Origin of the sequence: Nonomuraea sp. NPDC052634 (genome assembly GCF_040678535.1) — a bacterium.
Lineage (GTDB): Bacteria > Actinomycetota > Actinomycetes > Streptosporangiales > Streptosporangiaceae > Nonomuraea > Nonomuraea fastidiosa.
This window is the reverse complement of sequence record NZ_JBFATY010000006.1, coordinates 82,493-104,576: the sequence shown is the minus strand read 5'-3', so window position 1 is coordinate 104,576 and position 22,084 is coordinate 82,493. Positions and strand designations below refer to the sequence as shown.

The window sequence follows — 22,084 nt, the reverse complement described above, 5'->3', positions numbered from 1 at the left end:
CGCCGCCCCCCTGATCGACACCGCCCCCTGACGGACGAGAGCGAGGCGGGCTACAGCGCGCGGCCGAGCAGCGCGACGAAGGCCGCGATGCGCTCCTCGTCGCGCCGGTAGTGCGTCCACTTGCCGATCCGGGTGGAGCGCACCAGCCCGGCGCGTTCGAGCGAGGCCATGTAGGACGACACGGTCGACTGCGCGAGCCCGGTCTTGGCCTGGATGTGGCTGACGCACACGCCGGCCTCGTGCGGGTCGGCGATGCCCTCGGCCACGGGGAAGTGCCGTTCGGGCTCGCGCAACCAGGACAGCACCTGCAGGCGCACGGGATTGGCGAGCGCCTTGAACACGTCGATCAGGTCGAGCTGCGGTTCTGTGCGGGCGGTCATGGGCGGTCCAGAAGAACGACAATTCGCAAAGTCTCGTCAGGATACCGGCACCGAGCAGGAGGGCGGAGCACGGCCGTGACCTCGGCACGCTGACGCCATAAGTCAGCATGTCTATACATAGGAATGATATTGAGGTACAACCGGGGCGAGCCTGTTGGTGCTGGAGGTGCCCTGTGAGACGTACCCCGATCGTGCTGGCCCTGCTAGGAGCGCTCGCCATCAGCGGCTGTTCCTCTTCCTCTTCCCCTTCTTCCGGAGGCGAGAGCGCCCCGCCCGCCTCCGCCGCGCAGGCGGGCGACGCCACCTACGCCGTGATCACCCACGCCGCCGCCGGAGACTCGTTCTGGGACGTGGTCAAGAACGGTGCGGAGGCCGCGGGCAAGGAGTACGGCGTGACCGTCACCTACCAGGGCGACGACGACCCGGCCAGGCAGTCACAGCTCATCGACCAGGCCGTGTCCGAGCAGGTGGACGGCATCGTCGTCTCCATGGCCAACCCCGACGCGCTCAAGGAGGCCATCGGCAAGGCCGTCGCGGCCGAGATCCCGGTGGTGACCATCAACTCGGGCGCCGACTTCTCCAAGGAGTTCGGCGCGATCACCCACGTCGGCCAGTCGGAGGACGTCGCCGGGCGCGGCGCCGGCGAGCAGCTCAAGGCGGCCGGCGTCACCAAGCTGCTGTGCGTGATCCACGAGGCCGGCAACGTCGGGCTCGACCAGCGCTGCAAGGGCGCGGAGGAGACGCTCGGCGGCACGGTCGAGCGGCTGCAGGTGAACGTGAGCAACCTGGCCGACGTCACCTCGAAGGTCGCCGCCAAGCTGCAGACCGACAAGCAGGTCAACGGCGTGCTCGCGCTCAACCCCGCCGTCGCGGTGGCCGCCAGGGACGCCATCAAGGACGCGGGCTCGCAGGCGAAGCTGGCCACGTTCGACCTGTCGGCCGACGTGGTGAGCGCGATCAACGACGGCGACATCCTCTTCGCCGTGGACCAGCAGCAGTACCTGCAGGGTTACCTGCCGATCACGTTCCTCCACCTGTACAAGTCCAACCTCAACACGGTCGGCGGCGGGCTGCCGGTCAACACCGGGCCCGGGTTCGTCACCAAGGAGAACGCCGCGCAGGTGGCCGAGCTGGCGGAGGCGGGCACGCGATGACGGCGGTGGCGGACGAGCGGGTGGCGAAGGCCGGGCTGGCCCGCCGCCTGCTCATCAGGCCGGAGCTCGGCGCGGTGGTCGGCCTGGTGCTGGTGTTCGCGTTCTTCGCCGCGCAGTCGGCGGTGTTCCGCTCGCCCGACGGCATCGCCAACTGGCTCGACCCGGCCGCGACGCTCGGCATCATGGCGGTCGCGGTGGCGCTGCTGATGATCGGCGGCGAGTTCGACCTGTCGGCGGGCGTGCTGACGGGGACGAGCGGGCTCGTGCTGGTGACGCTGGCCACCAGGTTCGGCTTCAACGTCTGGACGGCCATGCTGGCCGGGCTGGTCGTGGCGCTGGCGATCGGGTTCGCCAACGGCATCGTGGTCACCAGGACCAAGCTGCCCAGCTTCATCGTGACGCTGGGCACGTTCCTCATGCTCCAAGGCGTCAATCTGGGCGTCACCAAGGCGATCACCGGAACCGTGCAGGTCAGCGGGCTGCGCAGGGCCGAGGGGTTCGAGCTCGCCAACGCGATCTTCGCCGGCACCATCGACATCGGCGGCACCTCGTTCCGGGTGGCGATCCTGTGGTGGATCGCGGTGACGGCGGTGGCGACCTGGGTGCTCATGCGCACGCGGGCGGGCAACTGGATCTTCGCCGTCGGCGGCAACGAGCAGGCGGCGCGGGCGGTGGGCGTGCCGGCCGCCCGTACGAAGATCGCGCTGTTCATGACGACGGCGTTCGCCGCCTGGCTGGTCGGCTCGATCCTGGCGCTGCGCTACACGTCGGTGCAGGCCAACATCGGCATCGGCCAGGAGTTCATCTACATCATCGCGGCCGTCATCGGCGGCTGCCTGCTCACCGGCGGCTACGGCTCGGCGATCGGTGCCGCCATCGGCGCGCTGATCTTCGGGATGGCCGACAAGGGCATCGTGTTCCTGGGCTGGGACGCCGACTGGTTCACCTTCTTCCTGGGCGCGATGCTGCTGCTCGCGACGCTGGCCAACCGCCTGGTCCGGCGCTATGCCGAGGAGGTGCGGCATTGACCCCGATCCTGCAGACGCGCGGCATCGGCAAGACGTTCGGCTCGGTGCTCGCGCTGCGCGAGGTGTCCATGAGCGTGTCGGCCGGGCAGGTCGTCTGCGTGCTCGGCGACAACGGCGCGGGGAAGTCCACGCTCATCAAGATCCTGTCGGGGGTGCACCAGCACGACTCTGGCCAGTACCTGGTGGACGGCCAGGAGGTGCGGCTGACCGGCCCGCGCGACGCGCTCGATCGCGGCATCGCCACCGTCTACCAGGACCTGGCGATGATCCCGCTCATGTCGGTCTGGCGGAACTTCTTCCTCGGCTCCGAGCCGCGCAAGGGCCTGGCGTTCGATGTGGCCAAGGCCCGCAAAGTGGCGCGCGAGGAGCTGCGCGCGATGGGCATCGACATCCGCGACGTGGACCAGCCGGTCGGCACGCTGTCGGGCGGCGAGCGTCAGTCGGTCGCCATCGCCAGGGCCGTGTACTTCGGTGCGCGCGTGCTCATCCTCGACGAGCCGACATCGGCGCTCGGCGTGAAGCAGGCGGGGGTGGTGCTGCGCTACATCGCCCGCGCCCGCGATCGGGGGCTCGGCGTGATCTTCATCACGCACAACCCGCATCACGCCTATCCGGTGGGCGACCGCTTCCTGCTGCTGAACCGGGGCACCTGCATCGGCGATTACGCCAAAGCGGACATAACCCCTCAAGAGCTGACATCGCTCATGGCGGGCGGTGCGGAGCTGGCGGAGCTCGAGCACGAGCTGCGGCGCGAATGAGGATGATCCGCGTCACTTTCGCGGGTGTGAATGGTGGCGTGCGTCACTGCGGGCGTTGACATTCGCTGTGGTGCACGTCACTCGATACCGGCGTGCGCAAATGTGGTCTGCGTCACGCCGCACCATCGCTGACCTGGAACTTTACGCAAACGCCGGAATTTACAGGGATTGTCAGGAGTGATTTGGCCAACATTTGGGATGATCTCGCGGTCGATCATGGCTTATGGCAGGCAGAGTTCATCGAACATGCCGAACACGACAGAAAGGTGTGATCGTCATGACCACGACCGCGACGGGTCGAGTCGTTCTGGAGCAGGCCGCTCAGGAGTTCGTTGAGGCCACCGCGAACCCGCCCTTCCTCTACCAGGTCCCGGTCGAGCAGGGCCGTGCGACGGTGGAGCAGGTCCAGTCCGGCGAGGGCGTCGAGAAGCCCGAGATCGACGAAGAGTGGATCAAGGTCGAGGGCGGCCCGACCGGGTCGGTGCCGGTGCGGATCGTCAAGCCGAAGGGCGCCACCGGCACGCTTCCGGTGATCATCTACATCCACGGCGCCGGATGGGTCTTCGGCTCGGCCAACACCCACGACCGCCTCGTCCGCGAGCTGGCGGTCCGTTCGAACGCCGCGGTCGTCTTCGTCGAGTACGACCGGGCGCCGGAGAAGAAGTACCCGACGCAGATCGAGCAGAACTACGCCGCCGCCCAGTGGGTCGTGAAGCACGGCGCCGAGAAGGGCCTCGACGCCTCCCGCGTGGTGGTCGCCGGTGACTCGGTCGGTGGCAACATGTCGATCGTGCTCGCCCTCATGGCCAAGGAGCGCGGTGACGTCGAGCTCAACGGCCTGCTGGCGTTCTACCCCGTGACGGACGCGAGCTTCGACAACGGCTCCTACGAGCAGTTCGCCACCGGCTACTTCCTGCACCGCGAGGGCATGAAGTGGTTCTGGGACCAGTACACGACCGACCCCGAGGAGCGGGCGAACCCGCACGCCTCCCCGCTGCGGGCCAGCGCCGAGCAGCTGCGCACCCTGCCGCCCACGCTCGTCATCACCGGCGAGGCCGACGTGCTCCGCGACGAGGGCGAGGCGTTCGCCGCCAAGCTCCGCGAGGCCGGTGGCGACGTGACCGCCGTGCGCTTCGGCGGGATCGTGCACGACTTCGTGATGCTGGACACGCTGCGCAACACCAACGCCGCCAAGGGCGCCCTGGAGCTCGCCACCAGCAAGCTCCGCGAGTGGCTGAAGACCGCGCGGTAAGGACGCGGGCCATGATGCTCTGGCCGGTGCCTCTCCCGGATGGTGCTGACACCCGGGCGAGTGACCGGCGGGCGGACCGCCCTGCCGGGGCGGTCCGCTCAATCTCAGAGCGGGGCGGACCTCAGGGGAGCTGGTCGCACAGCTCCCCACGTGTTAACTCCACGTAACAGTGAAGTTAACACCGTCCTCTAGGGAGTTTACATGACCGCCGCAGGTGCGCGGACGCTGCCCATCGGGGCGGCGTTCGACCATATGCCGTTCACCCGCCGGCACGTGCTCATCGGGCTCGCGCTGTTCATCGCGTTCGTCATCGAGTCGTGGGAGCAGCTCGCTCTCGTCTACGTCTCCGGCGACCTCGGTGTGCGGCTCGGTATCGGCGAGGCGGGCATCGGCGTGGTGCTGTCGGCGGTCGCGTTCGGGATGATCCCCGGCGTTCTGGTGTGGGGGCCGGTGGCCGACAGGATCGGCCGCCGGCCCACCGCGTTCTGGTCGCTGCTGGGGTACGGGGTGCTCGCGCTGGCCTCGGCCTTCGCCACCAGCGCGGAGATGCTGGTGGCGGTGCGGGTGGCCTCGGGGCTGGCGCTGGCCGGCATCTACACGATCACGTTCCCGTACTTCCTGGAACTGCTGCCGACCCGGCACCGGGGCCGGGCGGCGGTCTACCTGTCGATCGGCTGGCCCATCGGCATGCTGACCGCCATCGGCGCGGCCGTGCTCCTCGGCGACCTCGGCTGGCGCGTGGTGGTGATCGCCAGCGCGGTGGCCGGGCTGTGGGCGTTCGCGGTGCGCGGATGGGTGCCGGAGTCGCCGTACTGGCTGGCCGCGCGCGGCAGGCATGAGCAGGCACGGGCGGTGCTGCGCGAGCTGCGCAGCCCCGACGTCGAGGCCACCTTCACCGTGGCCGGCGAGCGCGCGGGCCGGCCGCTCGATCTGTTCGGCAGCGGCCTCGCCCGGATCACCGTGGTCATGCTGGCGCTCAACTTCGTCTTCAGCTGGGGCTACTGGGGGCTGCAAGCATGGCTGCCGACGCTGCTGCAGGAGCGCGGGCTGACGCTGTCGGCCTCGCTCGGGTTCGCGGCGCTGAGCGCGCTCATGATGATCCCCGGCTACGTCAGCGCCTCCCTGCTGACCGGCCGCTACGGCCGTAAGAAGGTCTTCCTCGCGTACGTGGCCGCCGCCGCCCTGGGCGGCCTGTGGTTCGCCACCGCCTCCTCCACGACCGGCCTGTACCTCGGCAACTTCGTGCTGTCGTTCTTCAGCCTCGGCGCCTGGGGCGTGTGGAACACCTGGAACGGCGAGTTCTATCCGACCAGGCTGCGCGGCACCGGCTACTCGTGGGCCACGGCGGCGCAGCTCGTGGCCACCACCGTGGCGCCGGCGGCGGTGGGTGCGTTGCTCGCGGCCGCCACGGGCTTCACGGCTACCATGCTGATCATCAACGCGTTCATGGTGGCCACGGCGCTGCTCGCGCTGCCGCTGCCCGAGACGGAAGGACGCGAGCTGGAGTGATCCTCGGCGTCGCGCTTGAGGAGGCGGCGGGCGGGCAGGGCCCCGCTCCCGTGCTGGTCGCGGCGGGCGAGGGCGGGCCGATGTGGCCGGTGTCGCGGGCGGCGGCGCGTACGGCGGCCCGCGTGTGCGTGGCGCTCGACCTCACCGACGCCCCGACGGCGCCGGTCGCCGCCATCCGGGTGGGCGGGCCCTGCCCCGAGGCGCTGCGCCCCGTGGCCGACCCCGGCGTGGCGACCATCGTGCGCGGCGGCCACAGCCTGACGGGACGGCGGCTCGCGCCGCTGGACACCGAGGCCGTCCGGCGCTTCGCGGCCGGATGCGGACTGCTCGACTTCGCGGTGACCGCGACCGGGTCGCCCGTCCTGCCCGAGCACGAGCTGGAGGTCGCCGCGATCATCATGGCCGAGGTGCCGCAGGCGCGCATCACGCTGTCGTACGAGTTCGGCCACCCCGGGCTGCGCGAGCGGGAGGCCCAGGCCATCCGCAACACCGCCCTGTCGGCGGAGGCGGACCGCATCGCCGGCGACGTGGCGAGAGAACTGCCCGGCGTGCCCGCCTACTTCGCGCGATCGGACGGCGGGCTGGTGTCGGCGAGCTACTTCCGCCGCTTCCCGCTGGCCTGCGACCTGGGCGCGACGGCGAGCCGCGAGCGGGGCCGCGCCGAGCTGGGGCCCGACGTGCCCGACGGAGTGGCGGCGGCGTACGGCGCCGCACGCGGCCAGCCGGTCGCGCTGGTGGAGCGGATCGTGCAGGCGCGCGGCAGGGCCGAGCTGGAGCGCGTGCTGCAGGACGCCAGGGACGAGGCGCTGACCCGGGTGGTCAGCGCCGGAGCCGCGCCCGGGTCGGCCAGGATCGCCGAGACGACGGTGAACCCGCTGTCGTACCTGCCCGACGGGCTGTACCGGGTGCGGGTGACGGCGGGCGGGCAGCTGTGGCCCGTCTGATCGACCGCGACGGGCTGAGCCGGTTCTCGGCCGGGTCGCGGGTGCTCGCGACGGGGGCGGCGGAGTCGTCGTTCAACCTGTCGCTGGACTGGGCGCGCTCGGCCATCGGCGACGGGGTGGAGCTGGTCGCGGCGGACGAGCTGCCCGCCGAAACGAGATGCGTGGCCATCACGCTGGTCGGTTCGACGACCGCGCTGGGCGAGCAGATCCCGGCGGGCGACGAGCCCGAGCGGGCGGTGCGGGCGCTGGAGCGGCGGCTGGGCGAGCCGGTCGGCGCGGTGGTGGCGCTGAACCTGGCCGCCGAGAACGCGCTGTTCCCGCTGATCACGGCCGCCGGGCTGGGCGTGCCGCTGGTGGACGGCGACGGAACCGGGCGGGTGTTCCCGCTGGTGGAGCAGACCACGTACACGCTGGGCGGGGTGAACGTGGCGCCGCTCGCGCTGGCCGGCGGCTCCGGCGAGCTGGTGGTGCTGGAGACGGCCGCCGACCGGGTGGAGGAGCTGCTGCGCCCCGTGGTGCTGTCGGTCGGCGGCTGGGGAGTCGCCGCCTGCTACCCGATGACGGCCCGCGACCTGGTCAAGGTCGTGGTGCCGGGAACGGTGAGCCTGCTCATGCGGGCGGGCGAGCCGGGGGTGCCGCGCTCGGCGGCGGCCCCGTACGGCGCGCGCACGCTCTGCCGGGGCCGCATCCTGGCCGTGGAGGGCGGCACCGGGCACGGCCCCACCGTGGGACTGCCGTCGCAGCCGTCGTCCATCGTGATCCGCGAGTCCGAGGGGCTGCGCCGCCTGGTACGCCTGGAGGCGCACAACGAGGTGGTGCTGGCGCTCGCCGACGGCGCCGTGGTGGCGACCGTTCCTGACCAGATCTGCATGATCTCCACCACCGGCGGCATGGTGGTGGACGTGGACAACGCCGAGCCCGGCCTGGAGGTGGAGATCATGGTGGTGCGGGCGGCGCCGGTGTGGCACTCCGAGCGGGGCCTGGCCCTGGGCGGGCCGCGCGCGTTCGGGATGCCGCTGTGAGCGGCGTGCGCGCGGCCGGCTGGGAGGCCCCCGTCACGGTGGCCGAGCTGGTCAACGCGGGACCGCTGGCCGGAGCCCGCATGTACGGCGCGGGCGAGCACTCCGTACGCGGCGTGCGCATCGTCGACGAGCTGTCGGTCTTCGCGACCGTCGCGCCGCACACGGCGGTCGTGCTGACCGGGCCCGCGGCCGGCGGCGGATGGGCGATCGAGATGGCCATGCGCCGCGCCTGGGAGCAGGCCGCGGCCTGCGTCATCGCGCCGTCGGGCGGGCTCAGCGAGGGCTCGGGCAAGGTGCTCGCCGAGCGGCTCGGCGTCACGCTGGTCTTCGTGGACGAGGACCCGCTGCTGGTCGCGCTGCGGGTGGCGTCGGCGGCCTCACGTCCCGACGCGGCGCGTACGCAGCTCGTGGCCCGCTGCGCGACCCGGCTGGCGGAGGCGGGCCCGTCCGCGCGTCGGGTGCTCGGCGTGCTGAACGCCGAGCTGCCCGGCACCGCCGTGGCCTTCCTCGACCGGTACGGTCTGCCGCTCGCGGGCCGCCGCGACGCCGGCGAACCCGCGTCGGGGCGCGGCCGGTGGTCGGCCGAGGTGGAGGTGCCCGGCCTGGCCGGCGAGGCGCTGGGCCGGCTGGTGGCGTCGGGCTCGTCCCGCTCGCCCGGGTGGCCCGCGGTCGTGCGTACGGTGCTGGACCTCGCGGTGGCGCCGCTGACGGCGTGGGCGGCCGGGGAGCGGCTGCACGCCTCGCGCGAGTTCGCGCTGCAGGCGTCGCTCGCCGAGCGCCTGCTCAAAGCCGCCAAGCAGCCCGCCACCGACGCGGACGGCGAGCAGGAGGAACGCGCGGCGGCCGTCGCGCTCGGCTGGCAGGTGCAGGGTCCGCTGACCGCCTACCACGTACGCCCGAACGAGGACGGCGCCCCGGCGCAGACCGACCCCGCCTCGGCCGCCGTGCTCATCACGGCCTCGCTCGGTCAGGTGCCGGTGCTCATGCGGGGCGGCGGCTGGGCGGGCTGGTCGGCGCTGCCCCCGCAGGACGTCGCCGAGCGGCTGCGGCGCTGCCTGCCCGCCATGCCGTGGCCGGCCGCCGCGGGCGTCGGCACCCAGGTCAACGGGCTGGCCGCGGCGGAGGAGTCGCTGCTGGGCGCGCAGGCGGCGGCATTCGTCGCCGGTCCCGGCACGGTGGCGCGGGCCGACCGCATGGGCCCCGCCGAACTGCTGGGCGCGCTGCCGGTCGCCGGGCTCCAGGCCCCGGCGGCGGTCGTGCTGCGCCCGCTGCTGGCCGTCGACAAGGACGGCACGCTGCTGGAGACGCTGGCCGCGCTGCTCGACGAAGGAGGCGCGCTGCGCGCCGCGGAACGGCTCGGCGTCCACCGCAACACGATCACCACCCGGCTGGAGCGGATCAAGGCGGCCGGGTTCGACCTCGACGACCCGACCACGCGGCTCGCTCTGCAACTCGCGTGCCACGTCGTCCGGAGATCATCGGGTACGTCGCACGCGACGCCGGCATGACATGCTCGTAGCAGCGGCAGGAAAGGAGACCTCGTTGCCCGAACCCCAGCCCGACGGCAGATTGCTCGCGGTCAGCGACCTGCACGTCGCCTACCCGGAGAACCGCGCCATCGTGGAAGAGCTGAAGCCTTACTCACCGGGCGACTGGCTGCTGGTCGCCGGCGACGTCGGCGAGCGGCTCGACGACATCCGCTGGGCGCTCGGCCTGCTGGCCGGCCGGTTCGAGCGGGTGGTGTGGGTGCCGGGCAACCACGAGCTGTGGACCCCGCCCGGCGACCCGCCCGAGCTGCGCGGCGTCGCGCGCTACAACGAGCTGGTGCGCATGTGCCGCGAGCTGGGCGTGCTCACCCCGGAGGACGGCTATCCGTTATGGCTGGGCGCGGGCGGCCCCGTGCGGATCGTCCCGCTGTTCCTCCTGTACGACTACACCTTCCTCCCCGCGGGCCACACCACCAAGGACAGCGCGCTCGCCTACGCCCACAGCACCGGCGTCGTCTGCACCGACGAATACCTCCTCCACCCCGACCCCTACCCCACCCGCGAGGCCTGGTGCCGGGCCCGCGTGGCGATCACCGAGCGCCGGCTGGCCGCGCTGGAGGACGACGTGCCGCTGGTGTTCGTCAACCACTACCCCCTGGTACGCCAGCCGACCGACATCCTGCGCTACCCCGAGTTCGCCCAGTGGTGCGGCACCACGGCCACGAAGGACTGGCACGTACGCCACCCCACCGCCGCGATGATCTACGGCCACCTGCACATCCCGCGCGTCACCCGCCACGACGGGGTGCGCTTCGAAGAGGTGTCGCTCGGCTACCCGCGCGAGTGGAAGCCCCGTCCGGGCAACCGGCGGCTGCTGCGCGACGTGCTGCCGGACCGGCCGTCCTCGTGAACGCCTGAGCCCTGGAACGCCTGAGCTGCTGCCGAACGCCGCGGCCCGCCGCCCCGGTGCCAGGGGAAAGCATCGGGACGGCGGGCTGGTCTTGCGGGCTGGTCTGGCGGGCTTGTCCGTCGCCGGCGGGTCCGGCGGGCGGTCCTTGCGGGTGTGTCCGGCGGGCGGGTCTCGGGGCGGGGCCGTCGCCGGCGGGGTGCGGCGGGTGGGCCTCAGCGGGTGACCATGCCTTCGGCGAGGTCCTCGGCCACCGCGTCGGGCGCCCGCAGCTCGGGCGGGCCGTAGCCGCCGCCACCGCCCGTCTCGCAGCGCAGCACGTCGCCGGCCTTGACGGGCAGCGCGTTCACCTTCAGCAGGCGCCGCTCGCCGGGCGTGCCGGGGTTGAGCGTCACGCGCGGCGGCGCGCCGTCGCGCCCGCCTGCCAGGCCCCACGCGGGCGTGACCGACCGCTCGAACCACAGCGACAGCGCGGCGTCGCCGCGGAACTCGTACTCGCGCACCACGCCGTTGCCGCCCCGCCAGCGGCCCGCGCCGCCGGTGCCGGGGCGGATCTCGTACCGGGTGACGCGGACCGGGAACAGCGTCTCCAGCACCTCGATCGGCATGTCCCGCAGCGAGCCGTTGACGTTGTTGATCAGGCAGCTCTCGCCGTCGCCGCCCTCCCAGGCGCCCCAGCCGCCGACCGTGGCCTCCTGCGAGACGTACAGCTTGCCGGTGCGCGGGTCGATGCCGGTGAACTGCACGATCATCGAGTCGCCGTACGACGCGGCCGCCGCCTTGTCCGGCAGCACCGGGGCCAGCGCCTTGACCACCAGGTCGATGAGCAGCCCCAGGTGGGAGTAGTAGTACTGGCAGGCGGCCGGCGACTCGGCGGCCAGCATCGAGCCCGGCCTGGTGCGCACCGTCAGCGGGCGGAACGAGCCGCCGTTGAGCGGCACGTCGCCGGAGAGCAGCAGCTTGTAGCCGACCCGTACGGCCGCCACCGCCTGCGCGACGCCGCAGTTGACCGGGCCGGTCGCCTGGTCGGCGCAGTCGGTGAGGTCCACGTGCATCGAGTCGCCCGACACCGTGATCACCACCGTGACCGGCAGTGGGGTGTCCAGGTCGATGCCGTCGTTGTCGAGGAAGCCCGACGCCCGGTAGACGCCGTCGGGGATGGCCGCGATGGCGGCGCGCTCCATGCGCTCGGTCTGGTCGTAGATCTGCTCGCGCGCCTCGGCGAGCGTGTCCATGCCCCACCGGCCGGCGATCTCCTTCAGCCGCCGCCGGCCGGTCATGACGCAGCTCACCTGGGCGCGCAGGTCGCCCAGCGTGGCGTGGGGGAAGCGCACGTTGCGGAAGATCACCTCGTGCAGGTCGCGGCAGGGCTCGCCGCCCTCGTACACCTTGACCGGGCCCATGCGCAAACCCTCCTGGTAGATCGAGGTGGAGTCCATGGAGCCGCCGGGGTCCTTCGAGCCGACGTCCAGCCAGTGGGCGCGCGAGGCGGCGAACCCGGCCAGCTCGCCGCCGGCGAAGATCGGCCCGTAGACGGTGACGTCGTTGAGGTGGGTACCGCCGATGTAGGAGTCGTTGAGCACCCACACGTCGCCCTCCCGCCACACGTCCCGCCCGTACCGGCGCTCGGTCTCGCGGGTGCACACCTCCAGATTCCCGAGGAAGATCGGCAGGCCGGACGACTGGCCGAGCACGTTGTGGTCGCGGTCGAGCAGCGCGACCGCGCAGTCCTTGGCCTCGTAGATGACGGGGGTGTAGGAGCTGCGGATCAGCGTGGTGTTCATGTCCTCCGCCGCCTGCAGCAACGCGCAGCGGATGATCTCCGTGGTGACAGGGGCGATCACTTGTCCACTTTCACGATGAGGAAACCGTTGCCGTCCACGCTCGCCAGGCAGCCCGGCGGGATCACCGTGGTCGCGGTCTCCTCCACCACGATCGCCGGCCCCTCCAGCTCGCCGCTCAGGCCCGCGCGCCGCAGCACCGGCGTGCGGTGCACCTCGCCGTCGAAGATCACATCCCGTACGCCGACCTCCTGCGGCCCTTCGCTGCTCGCCTCGGGGACGGCGGCGCGGGGGAAGGAGCCGAACCCGGTGCTGCGCAGCATGACGAACTCCACCGGCGCCTCCGGGGTGGCGTGCCCGTACCGGCTGGTGTGCGCCTCGGCGTAGCGGGCGGCGATGCACTCCAGGAAACCGGCCTGCGCGGGCTCGGTGGCGTCGCGCAGCGGGATCGTCAGCGTGTAGTCCTGGCCCTCGTAGCGCATGTCCACCGCGTGCTCCACACGGCGGCGGTCCTCGGGCACGCCCTGCGCGTCGAGCGCGGCGAGCGCCTCCCGCTCCAGCGACACCAGCCGCTGCGACATGTCGCCGCCGTCGAGGACCTCCTGCGGCCGGAAGTACGGGTCGGTCAGGTCCCTGCGCACGTCCGCCTCCAGCATGCCCCAGGCGGAGAACGCGCCGGGGAAGCGCGGCACCACCACCTCCGAGATGCCGAGCTCCTGCGCGATGAACGCGGCGTGCATCGGGCCCGCACCGCCGAAGGCGACCAGCGCGAAGTCGCGCGGCTGCACCCCGTGCTCCACCGTGAGCGTACGGATGGCCTGCGCCATCTTGGCGTTGGCCACCGCACAGACGCCCTCGGCGAGCTGCAGCGGGTCGAGACGCAGCTCACCGGCCAGCTCCGCCACCGCCGCGCCCGCCGCCTCGGCGTCCAGCGTCATCAGCCCGCCCGCGAACCAGGCCGGGTCCACCCGGCCGAGCGCCACGTTCGCGTCGGTGACCGTGGGCTGCGTGCCGCCCCTGCCGTAGCAGGCCGGCCCGGGCACCGCGCTCGCCGACTGCGGCCCGACGCGCAGCGCGCCCGCCTCGGTGTAGGCGATCGAGCCGCCGCCCGCGCCGATCGTGTGCAGGTTGACGATCGGCATCAGCACCGGGTGGCCCTCGATGCGCGCCTCCGCGCTGACGTCGGGCCTGCCGTCCACCACCAGCGACACGTCGAACGAGGTGCCGCCCATGTCGATGCAGATGGCGTTCTCCCTGCCCAGCAGCCGGGCCGCCGCCACCCCGCCCATCATGCCGCCGACCGGGCCCGACAGCAGCGTCTGCAGCGGCCGGCGCATCGCGTACGAGGCGTTGACCAGCCCGCCCGACGACTGCATGACGTGCACGGGCACGCGAAGACCGCGCTCGGCGAAACGCCGCTCGATGCCCGCGAGGTAGTGCCGCACCACCGGCCCGGTGTACGCCTCCAGCACCGACGACGAGGTGCGCTCGTACTCGCGCCACTCGCGCGCCACCTCGTGCGAGAGCACCACCTGCACGTCGTCGCCCAGCTCCTCGCGCAGGATCCGGCCCGCCCGCACCTCGTGCTCCGGGTTGACGTACGAGAACAGCAGGCACACCGCCACCGCGTCGAACCGCTCGTCCCGCGCCCGCCTGGCCGCGTCGCGTACCGCGTCCTCGTCAAGGGGGACCAGCTCGCGGCCCCGGTAGTCCAGCCGGCCGCCCGCCTCCATCACGTGACGGCGCGGCACCAGCGGCTCCGGCTTGCGGTAGCGCAGGTCGAACATGCGGTCGCGGTTGCCGCGCGCGATCCGGTAGACGTCGCGCCCGCCCGCGCTGGCCAGCACCAGAACCCTCGAACCCTTGCGCTCCAGCAGCGCGTTCAGCCCCTGGGTGGTGCCGTGCACGAAGAACGAGATCTCCGAGAGGTCGCCGACCACCCGGCCCAGCGCGGCGAAGACGCCGTCCGCGAGGTCGCCCGGGGTGGTGGGCGCCTTCGACGCGGTCACGGCACCCGTGCGCTCGTCGTAGCAGACGACGTCGGTGAAGGTGCCGCCGATGTCCATGGCGACGCGGTAACTCATGCTGTGAACGGTATGTAACGCCGTTCACGCGATCTTGGGCGTCGCGCACAAACGGAGCCGTTCAGAAGTGCAGACCGCCCCTGCCTGCACCTCAGGGGGAAGAGTCGCGTCCGGCGCTCGCGGGCTCGGGCGTGCGGGGCAGCATGGCCGCCACCTCGGCACGCAGCAGCGGGTCGGCGCGGAACTCCTGCGTGATGGCCAGCCTCAGCGCGACCCGGCAGCTCTCGTCGTCGGGCTTGGCGCCCGCCACCGCGCCGATCACCTCGAGGGAGGCGGCGTCGCCCCGGCCGAAGATCCGCTGCAGGATGCGCGCGCCCCTGGCCATCGGCGTGGCCGAGGCCAGCTCGCGGGTCCTGGCCAGCACGCCCGTGCCGTAGGCGTCGATCGCCGCCGTCACGTACGGCATGACCGCGGCCGCAGTCTCGTGGGCCGCAGACTCATGGGCCGCAGTCTCATGGGCCGCGGTCTCATGGGCCGCGGTCTTGTGGGGCGCGGTCTCGTGGGGCGCGACGTCTTTCTGACTGTCCATGAGACCCCTCCCGGTCCTGGCGGCATCGACGCGATGGTAGCTCGCGCGAGGGCGGTCCGGCGTGGGCGTAATCTGTCGGATGTGCCAGCCCCGTACCTCACGTTGAACACCGTCGTCGAACACGAGACCGAGGCGCGGCGCTCGCGCTTCATCTGCGCGCTGGCCCCGGCGCGCAGCGTGGAGGAGGCCAACGCGTTCATCGCCGAGCGCCGCAGGCTCTACGCCGACGCCACCCACAACTGCACCGCCTACGTGATCGGCGAGCGCATCCAGAAAGGCGACGACGACGGCGAGCCCGGCGGCACCGCGGGCACGCCCATGGTGCAGGCGCTGGTGGGCCGGGGGTTCAGCGACGTGGTGGCGGTGGTGACCCGCTACTTCGGCGGCACCCTGCTGGGCGCGGGCGGGCTCGTGCGCGCCTACGGCTCGGCCGTCACCGAGACGCTCGACCGGGTGGAGCCCGTCCGGATGGTGCCGGCCAGGCTCGTCCACGTCTCCGTCGCGCACGACCAGGCCGGGCGGGTCGAGAACGACCTGCGGGCATCCCGGTACGCGGTGCGCGATGTCACGTACGCGGCCGAGGTGACCTTCGCCGTCGCGGTGGGGGATGACGAGGTCGAGGCGTTCACCGACTGGGTGGCCACGCTGACGGCCGGGCGCGCCCGCGTCGAGCTCGGTGACAGCCTCCACGTCCCCGCCTGACCCGCTCCGGCGGGGCGCCCCGCCTGCGTGCTCTGATCCGCCACGCCGCAGCGCCCTGCCTGCGTGTTCTGATCCGCCACGCCGCAGCGTCCCGCCTGCATGCTCTGGTCCGGCGTCCTTTCCCGCGCCGCCCGCCGCTTCCCCGCTCTCCGGCGTGCGGCGGGGTGGTCAGCCCTCCAGGGCGTACTGCATCACGCGGAACTTCGCCTGCGCCTCGGCCAGCTCGGCGGCCGGGTCGGAGTCGCCCATGATGCCGCCGCCGGCGAACAGCCGGGCGCGCCGCCCCTCGATCAGCCCCGAGCGCAGCGCGATGCCCCACTCGCCGTCGCCGTGCGCGTCGATCCAGCCGACGGGACCGGCGTAGCCGGCGCGGTCCATGCCCTCGAGCTCGCGGATGACCTGGATGGCGGTGTGGGTGGGGGTGCCGCCGACGGCCGCCGTCGGGTGCATGGCGGCGACCACGTCGAGCACCGACGCCCCGTCGGCCAGCCGCCCGGTGACGTGGCTGGCCAGGTGCTGCACGTTGGGCAGCACCAGCAGCTCGGGCTCGTCGGGCGTGGTCAGCGACGAGCACAGCGGGGCCAGAGTCTGGCGTACGGAGGCGATCGCGCACTCGTGCTCGTGCCGGTCCTTGGCCGAGGCGAGCAGCGCGGCGCCGCGCGCGAGGTCGTCGGCCGGGTCGGTGCCCCGCGGCGTGGTGCCGGCCAGCACCAGCGACTCGATCTCCTGCCCGGTGCGCCGGATCAGCAGCTCGGGCGTGGCGCCCACCAGCCCGGCGACCGAGAACGTGTAGCACTCGGGGTAGCGGCGGGCCAGCCGCGTCAGCAGCAGCCGCACGTCGATCGGCCGCTCGGCGGTGGCGACCAGATCGCGGGCCAGCACCACCTTCTCCAGCTCGCCCTCGCGGATGCGCTTGGCGGCCTGCGCCACGACGTGCTCCCACTCGGGGGCCGACAGGCTGCCGTCGCCGTAGCTGATGCGCCCAGGGTCGCGGATGGGCGTGAACGTCTCAAGCGGCGACTCGCCGATCGTGGTCAGCCACGCCCGGCCGCCCCGGCGGGCCAGCACGGCCTGCGGCACCACGAGCACGGAGCCGTGGGCGTCCTCGTCGAAGGTGAAGCTGCCGAAGGCGACCGCCCCGGAGCCCGGCGTGCGTACGGAGTCGTCGACCTGAGCCTCACCGAGGACGGTGGCCAGCCACTTGCGGGCCCAGGCGAACCGCCCGGGTCCCGGGGGGACGGCCACCCTGGCGGCCTCACCCCATCCGACGAGGCCCTCTCCGTTCCTGACCCATGCGTACGGGGCCGTGTGGGGGAGGGATGCCAGCAGGTCACCGGGGTCGCCGACAGGGGTTGTGCGAACCGGCAGCGGGCGGGTTGTTCCGAGCGCGACACTCACTCAAGACACTCTATGCGGGAACTGAACACGTTCGACTCAGACCCCCGTGAATGCACTGTTACTGCTAAAGAACGCGGAAAGAGCCGGCTGCGGCCCGGTGCAGGGGTCGGCGGGGAGCGGCTCCGGCTGTCAAGCCGCCCTATGAACTCGGTCCTGAACAGGTAGTACGCGTCCCGAGATCATGGCAGGCCGGTGATCGCGTCTCTACCTTTGTGCCCATGATCGCTCGACTGGGCTGCGTGCTCGCCTCCGCCGTCGTCCTCACGGCCTCGGGCACGGCCGTGCAAGCCGCCCCGATCGCCCAGCCGGTGCCCCAGGTCATGGCCGCGCTCGGCGACTCCATCTCGACCGGGTTCAACGCCTGCGGCTGGTACGTCTCCTGCACCGCCCGTTCCTGGTCCACGGGTGACAACAAGACGGTCAACAGCCACTACCTGCGGCTGTCGGAGATGTCTGGAACGCTTCACAAGCACAACCTCACCTTCGCCAAGCCCGGCGCGACCAGCGCCGACCTGCTCGGCCAGGTGAAGCAGGCGGTCGCCGCCAAGGCCGACTATGTGACGATTCTCATCGGCGCCCAGGACGCCTGCGTCCGCACCGAGGAGCAGATGACGCCGGTCGCCACCTACCGCCGCCGCATCGACGCCGCGCTCGCCGAGCTGCGCGCCGGCATGCCGGGAGCGAGGGTGTTCTTCGCCAGCATTCCCGACCTGCGGCGGCTGTGGCAGGTCGGCAAGTCCAGCGCGCTGGCCAGGACGTTCTGGGGCGCGGGCCGCATCTGCCAGTCGATGCTGGCCAAGCCCGCCTCCACCCGCCGCGCCGACGAGCAGCGCCGGGCCAGGGTGCGGGCCCGCGTCATGGCGTACAACAGGGCCGCCGCCGCGGCCTGCGCCGCCTACGGCCCCTCCTGCCGCACCGACGGGGGAGCGGTCTTCGACTACCCGTTCACGCTCGACCACGTCAGCCGGTGGGACTACTTCCACCCCAACTCCGAGGGACAGCGGGTGCTGGCCGAGCAGACCTATCGCCGCGGTTTCCGCTGGCTCGACCCGCGCTGAGCCGGGGGCGCTCACCGGCACTGGGCCAGCATGATCTTCTTGTCGGCCGGACGGACCGGCAGGTCGTACTTGAGCGCGACCTGCGCGAAACGGGTCACGTACGCGCAGCGGATGCCGCGTCTCGGCGGCAGCCAGCTCGCCGGACCTGATGCGTCCTTCTGCTCGTTGGCGCGCCCGTAGACCGGCAGCAGGTTGAGCGGGTCGTTGGCGAAGTCGAGCCGTTTGGACATCGGCCAGCGCGGCGCTCCCATGCGCCAGCCGTAGTTGAGCGGTACCACGTGATCGACCTGCACCTCGTCGGCGTTCTTCTTCCGCCAATGGATGACCCGGCCCGTGTAGGGGTCGGTCAGCTCCATGGAGACGACCTCGCAGTCGGAGCCCTTGCGGAACTTCACGTTCCGCCCGTCGCGGGCCAGCAGGTCGTCGCGGGTACGGCAGCCGTTGCGCGCGTACGGCACCCCGGTGGCCGAGTCGGCCCAGTTGTCGCCGAAACGGGTGCGCGCGTATCCGGTGTTGGGGCCGAAGCCCTTCGTGCGCAGGCGTCTGATGATCCCGCGTGCCTCGGCCTTGTCGGCCTTCGAGATGATGGGGGCCAGTCCGGGCAGCGTGCCCGTGACGTTGCCCAGCGGGCTTGCCGCGGTGGCGGCCTGAGGGGTTTTCGCAGTACTGATGAGAGAAGCGACGATGATGGCTCCGGCGAGGACGGCGACCGCGTCCTTGGTGCTCAAGCAAGCCTCCATGAGCTCCGGGTTGTCTAGAGAGATTCCCGGCTGGCCGCATGACGACACGGGGAGGGTTATGTGACTGATCGTCCCACCGATGTGGATGTTGATCTTCACGTTCCCGCCCGGCGTACCGAACTCCACTGGCCGCTGCTCGCCGCGATCGCCGCGGGTGGGGCGCTGGGGGCGCTGGCCCGCCACGGTGTGCAGGCGGCGCTGCCCACGCCGTCCGGCGGGTTCCCGTGGGCGACGTTCCTGGCCAACGTGTCGGGCTGCCTGCTCATCGGGGTGCTCATGGTGGTCGTCACCGAGGTCCGCACGGCCCACCGGCTGGTGCGGCCGTTCCTCGGGGTGGGGGTGCTCGGCGGTTACACCACGTTCTCCACGTACGTCGTGGACACGCTGCGGACGGTCGCCGCGGGCGCGCCGGTGACGGCGCTCGCCTACCTCGGGGCGACCCTGGTGGCGGCGCTGCTCGCGGTGGTCGCCGGGATGCGGCTGACCCGGCGGGTGGCCGGGGTGCGTATCCGATGACGCTGCTGCTGATCGTGCTCGGGGCCGCCCTTGGCGCGCCGCTGCGCTACCTTGCGGACCGTGCCGTGCAGGCGCGCCACGACACGTCCTTCCCCTGGGGGACGCTGACCGTCAACATCGCGGGATCCGCGCTGCTCGGCTTCCTGACCGCGCTGCCTCTGGGCGATGGCGTGATGGCGCTGGCGGGCACCGGGTTCTGCGGGGCGCTGACGACGTACTCGACGTTCGGGTACGAGACGGTCCGCCTGATGGAGGAGGGCGCCCGCTTCCACTCGGTCGCCAACGCGGTGGCCAGCGTGGTCGCCGGGCTCGGTGCGGCCTACTGCGGCATGGCCATCGCCCAGACGATCGCCTGAGCCGCTGAGCAGGCGTCGCCGTCGTGCAGGCGTCCGTCTGGGCCGGGCGATGCGGCCACGCCTGCGCGGTCCGATCATTCGGGTGTGTCCGGCTTTCCGGCTGGGACGCCTTCTGGAGTTACTGTGTAAGCAAGTAATCATCTCCTGGAGGCGTGATGGCCGATCCCCTCGACGCCTACTCTCGCGTCGTGTCGTCCGTGGCGGCCGAGTTGCTGCCGAAAGTGGCCGGCGTACGGGCCGGCCGGGGGAGCGGGTCGGCGGTGGTGTTCACCGCCGACGGGTTCCTGCTGACCAACGCGCACGTCATCAACGGCGCCAGGACCGGCACCGTCGCCTTCGCCGACGGCGTCTCCGGCGGCTTCGAGGTGGTCGGCCGCGACCCGCTGTCGGACCTCGCGGTCATCAGGGCGCAGACCCCCACCCCGCCCCCGGCCGAGCTGGGCGACAGCGACGGCCTCGTGGTGGGGCAGCTCGTGGTGGCCGTGGGCAACCCGCTCGGGCTGACCGGATCGGTCACCGCAGGAGTGGTGTCCGGGCTCGGCCGTTCGCTGCCCGCCCGCAGCGGCGCCGGCATGCGGCTCATCGAGGACGTCATCCAGACCGACGCCGCGCTCAACCCCGGCAACTCGGGCGGGGCGCTGGCCGACGCGCACGCGCGGGTGGTCGGCATCAACACGGCGGTCGCCGGGGTCGGCGTGGGCCTGGCCGTGCCGGTCAACGCGACCACCAGGTCCATCATCGCCGCGCTGATCAGGGACGGCCGGGTCAGACGGGCGTTCCTCGGCCTGGTGACCACGCCCGCCCCGCTGCCCGAGCCGCTGCGGCGGCGCACCGGGCAGGACAGGGCGCTGCGCGTGGTCGAGGTGGTGCCCGGCTCGCCCGCCCAGCGCGCCGGGTTACGCGCCGGCGACCTGATGCTGAGCGCGGGCCGTACGCCGGTGAGCGACGCGCAGAGCCTGCAGCGGCTGATGTTCGCCGACGCGATCGGGCGGCCGCTGCCCATCACCGTGCACCGCAACGGGGCGCTGGTGGACGTCATCGCCGAGCCGGTGGAGCTCACCGGCACCGGCGTCTGACCTCGCGTCAGGTGGTCGCGGGCTCGGCGGGTTGCTTGGCCGCGGTCTGCTTGCGGTAGCGGGCCTCGCGGCGGGCCAGCAGGTCGGCGAGCAGCTTGTCCCACTTCTGCCCGATCACCGGAAGGTCGTACTTCCGCGCGGTCTCCAGCGCCCCCGCCCCCAGGTCGCGCCGTAGCTGCTCGTCCTCGATGACCCGGATGATGGCCGCCGCGAGGTTGGCGTTCGTACGCGGCTTGACCAGCAGCCCGTCGACCCCGTTCTTGATCATCTCCTTGGGCCCGTGCGGGCTGTTGAAGCTGACGATGGCGAGCCCCTTCGCCATGGCCTCCAGGATCGTCATCGGGAAGCCCTCGTGCCGGGAGCTCATCACGTAGATCGACGCCTTCTCCAGCTCGGCGCCGATGTCCGTGGTCGGGCCGGGCAGCTCGACCTTGCCCTCGAGCCCGGCCTCGGCGATCTGCCTGGCCAGGTTCTCCTCCTGCGGCCCCGCCCCGAAGATGCGCAGCGTCCAGTCGGGATGCGCCTGCGCGACCGTCTCCCAGGCGCTGATCAGCCGGTGGAAGCCCTTGATGCGGGTCATCCTGCCGACCGCCACCGCCACCTTGGCGTCGAGCTTCGACACCTCGCCGCTCATCGGCGGCACCGCGTTCGGGATGCGGACCAGCTTGCGCGGCTGCTTGGCGAGCGTCTCGCGGTAGTCGTTCAGGTCCGCCTTGGTGAGCGTGACCAGGGCGTCCAGGCGGCGGTAGCGCCACTTGATCAGCTCCTGCACCGGCTCGGGCTGGGTGGCCAGGGCCACGTGCTCCTGCCCGATCGTGATGACGCCGGGCGGTGCGAGCTGCGCGACCGCGAGGTTCAGCCCCGGCCGGGTGGCCATGAGCACGCCGCCGTCCACCGAGCGGATGAACCGCGCCAGCTTGAGGTCGGTCCACAGCGTGAACCGGTGGTAGGCCGACTCCTCCTTGGGGATCAGCCGGCTCGGCAGCTTCGACAGCATCGCCCGTACGGGATCACGACTCGGTTCGAGGCGATCGTCGAGGAAGCGGAACTTCACCCGCGGGTCGATCGGGAAGAACGGCTGCTCGGCCTCCCTGAGCACCGAGACGATCTCCACCTCGTGCCTGTCGGCCAGGTAAGAGGCGAGGTTGAACACGGTCCTGATCGTGCCGCCCATGCCGTGCGCATGCAGGAGGAGGATGCGTATCCGCCTCGTCGAGGGCGGCGGCGCGGTGCGTGCCTTGCGCCGGTTGTACCCCCGATACAGCCGGCCCACCGCCGACTTGCCCTTGCGTGCGAGTGCGCGCACCTGTCATATCTCCTATCAGCCGCCAATGAGCTGTACACACACATCGCCGGTGGTGAGGACGTGAGCCTCGCCACCGGCCCGATCACGATCGGCGGGG

General features: G+C 72.2%; 21 protein-coding genes. 14 read left to right on the top strand and 7 right to left on the bottom strand.

Annotated features, from left to right (window positions below):
* Nucleotides 1-50: 50 nt before the first annotated feature.
* Nucleotides 51-380 carry a metalloregulator ArsR/SmtB family transcription factor gene (locus tag AB0K67_RS25750; protein WP_364065008.1) on the bottom strand — a complete coding sequence of 110 codons (330 nt, stop codon included), beginning with the start codon at nt 378-380 and terminating at the stop codon, nt 51-53.
* A gap of 173 nt (nt 381-553) precedes the next feature.
* Between AB0K67_RS25750 and AB0K67_RS25745 the strand changes: the two genes are divergently transcribed.
* From AB0K67_RS25745 to AB0K67_RS25705, 9 genes are all read left to right on the top strand, one after another.
* Entirely contained in the window at nt 554-1,534 is a 981-nt protein-coding gene (locus AB0K67_RS25745) for a sugar ABC transporter substrate-binding protein (protein WP_364065005.1), read from the top strand.
* On the top strand, nt 1,531-2,562 hold the full coding sequence (locus AB0K67_RS25740; RefSeq protein WP_364065002.1) for an ABC transporter permease: 1,032 nt from the start codon (nt 1,531-1,533) through the stop codon (nt 2,560-2,562). Before AB0K67_RS25745 ends, AB0K67_RS25740 begins: the two co-directional genes overlap by 4 nt.
* On the top strand, nt 2,559-3,320 hold the full coding sequence (locus AB0K67_RS25735; RefSeq protein WP_364065000.1) for an ATP-binding cassette domain-containing protein: 762 nt from the start codon (nt 2,559-2,561) through the stop codon (nt 3,318-3,320). Before AB0K67_RS25740 ends, AB0K67_RS25735 begins: the two co-directional genes overlap by 4 nt.
* Before the next feature lie 277 nt (nt 3,321-3,597).
* A complete protein-coding gene (locus tag AB0K67_RS25730) occupies nt 3,598-4,572 on the top strand; it encodes an alpha/beta hydrolase (RefSeq protein WP_364064997.1) in 975 nt (324 codons plus the stop codon).
* A gap of 201 nt (nt 4,573-4,773) precedes the next feature.
* Nucleotides 4,774-6,081, top strand: a complete 1,308-nt coding sequence (locus AB0K67_RS25725; RefSeq protein WP_364064994.1) for an MFS transporter — start codon at nt 4,774-4,776, stop codon at nt 6,079-6,081.
* Complete coding sequence (locus AB0K67_RS25720) at nt 6,078-7,025, top strand: hypothetical protein (protein ID WP_364064991.1); 948 nt, start codon at nt 6,078-6,080, stop codon at nt 7,023-7,025. Before AB0K67_RS25725 ends, AB0K67_RS25720 begins: the two co-directional genes overlap by 4 nt.
* Nucleotides 7,013-8,047 carry a DUF917 domain-containing protein gene (locus AB0K67_RS25715; protein ID WP_364064988.1) on the top strand — a complete coding sequence of 345 codons (1,035 nt, stop codon included), beginning with the start codon at nt 7,013-7,015 and terminating at the stop codon, nt 8,045-8,047. The genes AB0K67_RS25720 and AB0K67_RS25715 overlap by 13 nt, the downstream gene beginning before the upstream one ends.
* Nucleotides 8,044-9,555 (top strand): helix-turn-helix domain-containing protein, encoded by a 1,512-nt coding sequence (locus tag AB0K67_RS25710; RefSeq protein WP_364064985.1) that lies wholly within the window; start codon nt 8,044-8,046, stop codon nt 9,553-9,555. Before AB0K67_RS25715 ends, AB0K67_RS25710 begins: the two co-directional genes overlap by 4 nt.
* 34 nt (nt 9,556-9,589) lie before the next feature.
* On the top strand, nt 9,590-10,444 hold the full coding sequence (locus tag AB0K67_RS25705) for a metallophosphoesterase (protein WP_364064982.1): 855 nt from the start codon (nt 9,590-9,592) through the stop codon (nt 10,442-10,444).
* Nucleotides 10,445-10,656: 212 nt separating this feature from the next.
* On the opposite strand, the gene AB0K67_RS25700 is transcribed toward AB0K67_RS25705, so the two are convergent.
* From AB0K67_RS25700 to AB0K67_RS25690, 3 genes are all read right to left on the bottom strand, one after another.
* Nucleotides 10,657-12,285 carry a hydantoinase B/oxoprolinase family protein gene (locus AB0K67_RS25700; protein WP_364064979.1) on the bottom strand — a complete coding sequence of 543 codons (1,629 nt, stop codon included), beginning with the start codon at nt 12,283-12,285 and terminating at the stop codon, nt 10,657-10,659.
* Nucleotides 12,282-14,306 (bottom strand): hydantoinase/oxoprolinase family protein, encoded by a 2,025-nt coding sequence (locus AB0K67_RS25695; RefSeq protein ID WP_364064976.1) that lies wholly within the window; start codon nt 14,304-14,306, stop codon nt 12,282-12,284. The genes AB0K67_RS25700 and AB0K67_RS25695 overlap by 4 nt, the downstream gene beginning before the upstream one ends.
* Before the next feature lie 91 nt (nt 14,307-14,397).
* The gene (locus tag AB0K67_RS25690; RefSeq protein WP_364064973.1) at nt 14,398-14,835 is read right to left on the bottom strand and encodes a hypothetical protein; all 438 of its coding nucleotides are present in this window, start codon (nt 14,833-14,835) and stop codon (nt 14,398-14,400) included.
* Between the two features lie 81 nt (nt 14,836-14,916).
* On the opposite strand from AB0K67_RS25690, the gene AB0K67_RS25685 reads away from it, so the two are divergent.
* Nucleotides 14,917-15,537 (top strand): YigZ family protein, encoded by a 621-nt coding sequence (locus tag AB0K67_RS25685; RefSeq protein ID WP_364064970.1) that lies wholly within the window; start codon nt 14,917-14,919, stop codon nt 15,535-15,537.
* Nucleotides 15,538-15,705: 168 nt separating this feature from the next.
* Here AB0K67_RS25685 and AB0K67_RS25680 read toward each other — a convergent pair whose 3' ends face one another.
* Entirely contained in the window at nt 15,706-16,935 is a 1,230-nt protein-coding gene (locus tag AB0K67_RS25680; RefSeq protein WP_364064967.1) for an isochorismate synthase, read from the bottom strand.
* A gap of 218 nt (nt 16,936-17,153) precedes the next feature.
* On the opposite strand from AB0K67_RS25680, the gene AB0K67_RS25675 reads away from it, so the two are divergent.
* Nucleotides 17,154-17,993, top strand: coding sequence for a GDSL-type esterase/lipase family protein (locus AB0K67_RS25675; protein ID WP_364064964.1), 840 nt, complete (start codon nt 17,154-17,156; stop codon nt 17,991-17,993).
* Nucleotides 17,994-18,004: 11 nt separating this feature from the next.
* Here AB0K67_RS25675 and AB0K67_RS25670 read toward each other — a convergent pair whose 3' ends face one another.
* Entirely contained in the window at nt 18,005-18,721 is a 717-nt protein-coding gene (locus AB0K67_RS25670; RefSeq protein WP_364064962.1) for an HNH endonuclease family protein, read from the bottom strand.
* A gap of 72 nt (nt 18,722-18,793) precedes the next feature.
* Between AB0K67_RS25670 and AB0K67_RS25665 the strand changes: the two genes are divergently transcribed.
* The 3 genes from AB0K67_RS25665 (at nt 18,794) to AB0K67_RS25655 (ending at nt 20,681) form a co-directional block, all read left to right on the top strand.
* On the top strand, nt 18,794-19,249 hold the full coding sequence (locus AB0K67_RS25665; RefSeq protein ID WP_364064959.1) for a CrcB family protein: 456 nt from the start codon (nt 18,794-18,796) through the stop codon (nt 19,247-19,249).
* A complete protein-coding gene (crcB, locus tag AB0K67_RS25660) occupies nt 19,246-19,605 on the top strand; it encodes a fluoride efflux transporter CrcB (RefSeq protein WP_364064956.1) in 360 nt (119 codons plus the stop codon). The genes AB0K67_RS25665 and crcB overlap by 4 nt, the downstream gene beginning before the upstream one ends.
* 155 nt (nt 19,606-19,760) lie before the next feature.
* Nucleotides 19,761-20,681, top strand: a complete 921-nt coding sequence (locus tag AB0K67_RS25655) for a trypsin-like peptidase domain-containing protein (protein WP_364064953.1) — start codon at nt 19,761-19,763, stop codon at nt 20,679-20,681.
* Nucleotides 20,682-20,688: 7 nt separating this feature from the next.
* Here the strand turns inward: AB0K67_RS25655 and AB0K67_RS25650 are convergent, their stop codons facing one another.
* The gene (locus AB0K67_RS25650) at nt 20,689-21,987 is read right to left on the bottom strand and encodes a glycosyltransferase family 4 protein (protein ID WP_364064950.1); all 1,299 of its coding nucleotides are present in this window, start codon (nt 21,985-21,987) and stop codon (nt 20,689-20,691) included.
* Nucleotides 21,988-22,084 lie beyond the last annotated feature (97 nt).

Coding starts and splice junctions, on each gene's coding strand:
- crcB (WP_364064956.1), top strand. CDS start 19,246: ATGACGCTGCTGCTGATCGTGCTCGGGGCCGCCCTTGGCGCGCCGCTG.
- AB0K67_RS25725 (WP_364064994.1), top strand. CDS start 4,774: ATGACCGCCGCAGGTGCGCGGACGCTGCCCATCGGGGCGGCGTTCGAC.
- AB0K67_RS25740 (WP_364065002.1), top strand. CDS start 1,531: ATGACGGCGGTGGCGGACGAGCGGGTGGCGAAGGCCGGGCTGGCCCGC.
- AB0K67_RS25675 (WP_364064964.1), top strand. CDS start 17,154: ATGATCGCTCGACTGGGCTGCGTGCTCGCCTCCGCCGTCGTCCTCACG.
- AB0K67_RS25695 (WP_364064976.1), bottom strand. CDS start 14,306: ATGAGTTACCGCGTCGCCATGGACATCGGCGGCACCTTCACCGACGTC.
- AB0K67_RS25730 (WP_364064997.1), top strand. CDS start 3,598: ATGACCACGACCGCGACGGGTCGAGTCGTTCTGGAGCAGGCCGCTCAG.
- AB0K67_RS25690 (WP_364064973.1), bottom strand. CDS start 14,835: ATGGACAGTCAGAAAGACGTCGCGCCCCACGAGACCGCGCCCCACAAG.
- AB0K67_RS25750 (WP_364065008.1), bottom strand. CDS start 380: ATGACCGCCCGCACAGAACCGCAGCTCGACCTGATCGACGTGTTCAAG.
- AB0K67_RS25655 (WP_364064953.1), top strand. CDS start 19,761: ATGGCCGATCCCCTCGACGCCTACTCTCGCGTCGTGTCGTCCGTGGCG.